Origin of the sequence: Erwinia sp. (assembly GCF_031978025.1) — a bacterium.
In the GTDB taxonomy this organism is placed as follows: Bacteria; Pseudomonadota; Gammaproteobacteria; order Enterobacterales; family Enterobacteriaceae; genus Erwinia.
Window position 1 is genome coordinate 1 of sequence record NZ_DALZCD010000347.1, and the last position, 3846, is coordinate 3846.

Genomic DNA, 3846 nt, shown 5'->3' on the forward strand with positions numbered 1-3846 from the left:
CAGCGCCGATTTCCTGCGTACGGCAATGCTGTTGCGCGCTAAGTGGCCCAAACTTGAAATCGTGGTGCCGATGGTCAATCCGCGGCGCCGCGAGCAGTTTGAGAAAATCAAAGCCGACGTGGCGCCCGATCTGCCCGTGCACCTGCTGGATGGCGGGGCGCGTGCCGCCATGATAGCCAGTGATGCAGCGCTGCTTGCTTCCGGCACGGCGGCGCTGGAGTGTATGCTGGCGAAATGTCCAATGGTAGTGGGTTATCGCATGAAGCCCTTTACCTTCTGGCTGGCGAAGCGCCTGGTGAAAACCGATTACGTCTCGCTGCCCAATTTGCTGGCTGGCCGCGAGCTGGTAAAAGAGCTGCTGCAGGATGAGTGCCAGCCGGCGCAGCTGGCGGCCGCGCTGGAACCGCTGCTGGCGCAGGGCGAGACCCGCGATCGGCTGCTGGCGACTTTCACCGAGCTGCATCATCAAATCCGCTGGAATGCCGACGAGCAGGCTGCTGCCGCCGTCCTGGAGCTGTGTTAATGCCTTTTATTTATCCCCAGGCCAGCCTGATTGCTGGCGTAGACGAAGTGGGCCGTGGCCCGCTGGTCGGCGCGGTGGTGACTGCTGCGGTTATCCTTGACCCGGCAAAACCGATCGCGGGCCTGGCCGATTCAAAGAAGCTGTCGGAAAAACGCCGTCTGGCGCTGTTCGACGAAATCCGGGAAAAGGCGTTGAGCTGGAGTCTGGGCCGCGCGGAGCCGGAAGAAATTGACCAACTGAATATTTTGCACGCTACTATGCTGGCGATGCAGCGCGCCGTAGCGGGACTGGCGGTCGTTCCGGATTTCGTGCTGATTGACGGCAACCGCTGTCCAGCGCTGTCTGTGCCCGCGCAGGCGGTAGTTAAAGGCGATAGTCTGGTAGCAGAAATCAGCGCCGCCTCGATTATCGCGAAAGTTACCCGCGACAGAGAAATGGCAGAGCTGGATCGCCTGTTCCCGCAGTATGGCTTTGCCCAGCACAAGGGTTATCCAACGGCCCTGCACAGAGAAAAACTGGCGCTACACGGCGCTACGCCACATCATCGCCGCAGCTTCGCGCCGGTACGCAATGCGCTACTGGATGCTGAAGTACTCGCCGCGGTGCGATAACACGTTTTCAGCAGGATTAAACATGGCCGAACCTCGTTTTGTTCATTTACGCGTACACAGTGACTACTCCATGGTGGATGGATTAGCCAAGACTGCCCCGCTGGTGAAAAAAGCGGCGGCGATGGGCATGCCCGCGATTGCCATAACAGATTTCACCAACCTGTGCGGGCTGGTGAAGTTTTACGGCACCGCTCACGGTCAGGGCATGAAGCCGATCATCGGTGCGGACTTTAACGTCGCCAGCGAGGCGATGGGCGAAGAGCTGACGCAGCTGACCGTGCTGGCCGCGACCAATACCGGCTACCAGAATCTTACCCTGCTGATTTCACGTGCCTATCAGCGCGGCTATGGCGCAGCCGGCCCCACTATCGATCGCGACTGGCTTATTGAGCTGAATGAAGGTTTGATCCTGCTTTCCGGCGGCCGCCGTGGCGACGTCGGCAAAATGCAGCTGCGCGGTAACCAAACTCAGGTAGCCGAGTGCCTGGCGTTTTATAAGCAGTATTTCCCGGATCGCTACTATCTGGAATTGATCCGTACCGGCCGCCCTGATGAAGAATCCTGGCTGCACGCCGCCGTCGAGCTGGCTACGGCCGAAGGTATCCCGGTTGTTGCGACCAATGAAGTCTGCTTCCTGGAAGAGGATGACTTCGACGCGCACGAAATCCGCGTAGCCATCCACGATGGTTTCACGCTGGACGATCCTAAACGGCCACGCCTCTACAGTCCTCAGCAATATCTGCGCAGCATCGATGAGATGTGCGAGCTGTTCTCGGACATTCCGGAAGCGCTGGCTAACAGCGTGGAAATTGCTAAGCGTTGTAACGTCACTATTCGCCTGGGCGAATACTTCCTGCCACAGTTCCCGACCGGCGATATGACCACCGAAGACTTTTTGGTGATGAAATCGAAAGAGGGTCTGGAAGAACGACTGGAATTCCTGTTCCCGGATCCGGAAGTGCGCGTGCAAAAAAGGCCGCAATATGACGAGCGCCTCGACATCGAGCTGAACGTCATCAACCAGATGGGCTTCCCCGGCTACTTCCTGATCGTGATGGAGTTTATCCAGTGGTCGAAGGATAACAACGTGCCGGTCGGGCCGGGCCGTGGCTCCGGTGCGGGTTCGCTGGTGGCCTATGCGCTGAAAATCACCGACCTCGATCCGCTGGAGTTCGACCTGCTGTTCGAACGCTTCCTTAACCCGGAACGTGTTTCCATGCCCGACTTCGACGTCGACTTCTGCATGGAAAAACGCGACCTGGTGATTGAGCACGTGGCCGAAATGTACGGCCGCAAGGCGGTTTCGCAGATTATTACCTTCGGTACGATGGCGGCGAAAGCGGTCATCCGCGACGTGGGACGCGTGCTGGGCCACCCCTATGGCTTTGTCGATCGCATTTCTAAACTGGTGCCGCCCGATCCGGGCATGACGCTGGAAAAAGCCTTTGCGGCCGAGCCGCAGCTGCCGGAAATTTACGAGGCGGATGAGGAAGTTAAAGCGCTGATCGACATGGCGCGCAAGCTGGAAGGCGTCACGCGTAACGCCGGTAAGCATGCGGGCGGCGTGGTAATTGCGCCCACGCAGATTACCGACTTTGCGCCGCTCTACTGCGATGAAAACGGCAACCATCCTGTTACCCAGTTCGACAAGAACGATGTGGAATACGCCGGTCTGGTGAAGTTTGACTTCCTGGGCCTGCGTACCCTGACCATTATCGATTGGGCGCTGGCGATGATTAACGCGCGCCGCAAGAAGCAGGGCGAACCGCCAATCGATATTGCGGCGATTCCGCTTGATGACAAAAAAAGTTTCGATATGCTACAGCGCTCGGAAACCACGGCGGTGTTCCAGCTTGAATCGCGCGGCATGAAGGATCTGATTAAACGTCTGAAGCCGGACTGTTTTGAAGATATGATCGCCCTGGTAGCGCTGTTCCGTCCTGGTCCGCTGCAGTCGGGCATGGTCGATAACTTTATCGACCGTAAGCACGGGCGCGAGGCCATTTCCTACCCCGATATTCAGTGGCAGCATGAGTCGCTGAAGCCGGTGCTGGAACCCACCTATGGCATTATCCTTTATCAGGAACAGGTGATGCAGATTGCCCAGGTGCTGGCGGGGTACAGCCTTGGTGGCGCGGATATGCTGCGCCGTGCAATGGGTAAGAAGAACCCGGTCGAAATGGCCAAGCAGCGCGGCGGCTTTGAAGACGGCGCGAAGTCACGCGGCATCGACGGTGAGCTGGCGATAAAAATCTTCGACCTGGTAGAGAAATTTGCCGGGTACGGCTTTAACAAGTCACACTCCGCCGCTTACGCGCTGGTTTCCTATCAGACGTTGTGGCTGAAAGCGCACTATCCCGCCGAGTTTATGGCGGCGGTGATGACGGCCGATATGGATAACACCGAAAAGGTGGTTGGCCTGGTAGACGAATGTTGGCGGATGGGGCTGAAAGTCCTGCCGCCGGATATTAACGCCGGCCTGTATCCGTTCCATGTGAATGACGACGGCGAAATCGTTTATGGCATCGGCGCGATCAAAGGCGTGGGCGAAGGCCCGATCGAGGCGATTCTGGAAGCGCGTAACAAAGACGGGTACTTCCGGGAACTGTTCGATCTTTGCGCCCGCACCGATACCAAAAAGCTTAACCGGAAGTACCCGTCTTTGTTACGCGCTTCCAGAATCGCCTCGATCGGGAAGCGCGTAACAAAGAC

3 protein-coding genes are annotated in these 3846 nt (G+C 58.0%); all 3 read left to right on the forward strand.

The window, feature by feature from the left end:
- A partial coding sequence (gene lpxB / locus RTK32_RS19895) for a lipid-A-disaccharide synthase (protein ID WP_312046982.1) occupies window positions 1-523 on the forward strand: 523 nt, incomplete at its 5' end.
- A complete protein-coding gene (gene rnhB / locus RTK32_RS19900) occupies window positions 523-1134 on the forward strand; it encodes a ribonuclease HII (RefSeq protein ID WP_312046983.1) in 612 nt (203 codons plus the stop codon). The genes lpxB and rnhB, both read left to right, overlap by 1 nt.
- A gap of 22 nt (window positions 1135-1156) precedes the next feature.
- Window positions 1157-3846 (forward strand): DNA polymerase III subunit alpha (dnaE, locus tag RTK32_RS19905; protein ID WP_312046985.1); only part of this gene is annotated, 2690 nt, incomplete at its 3' end.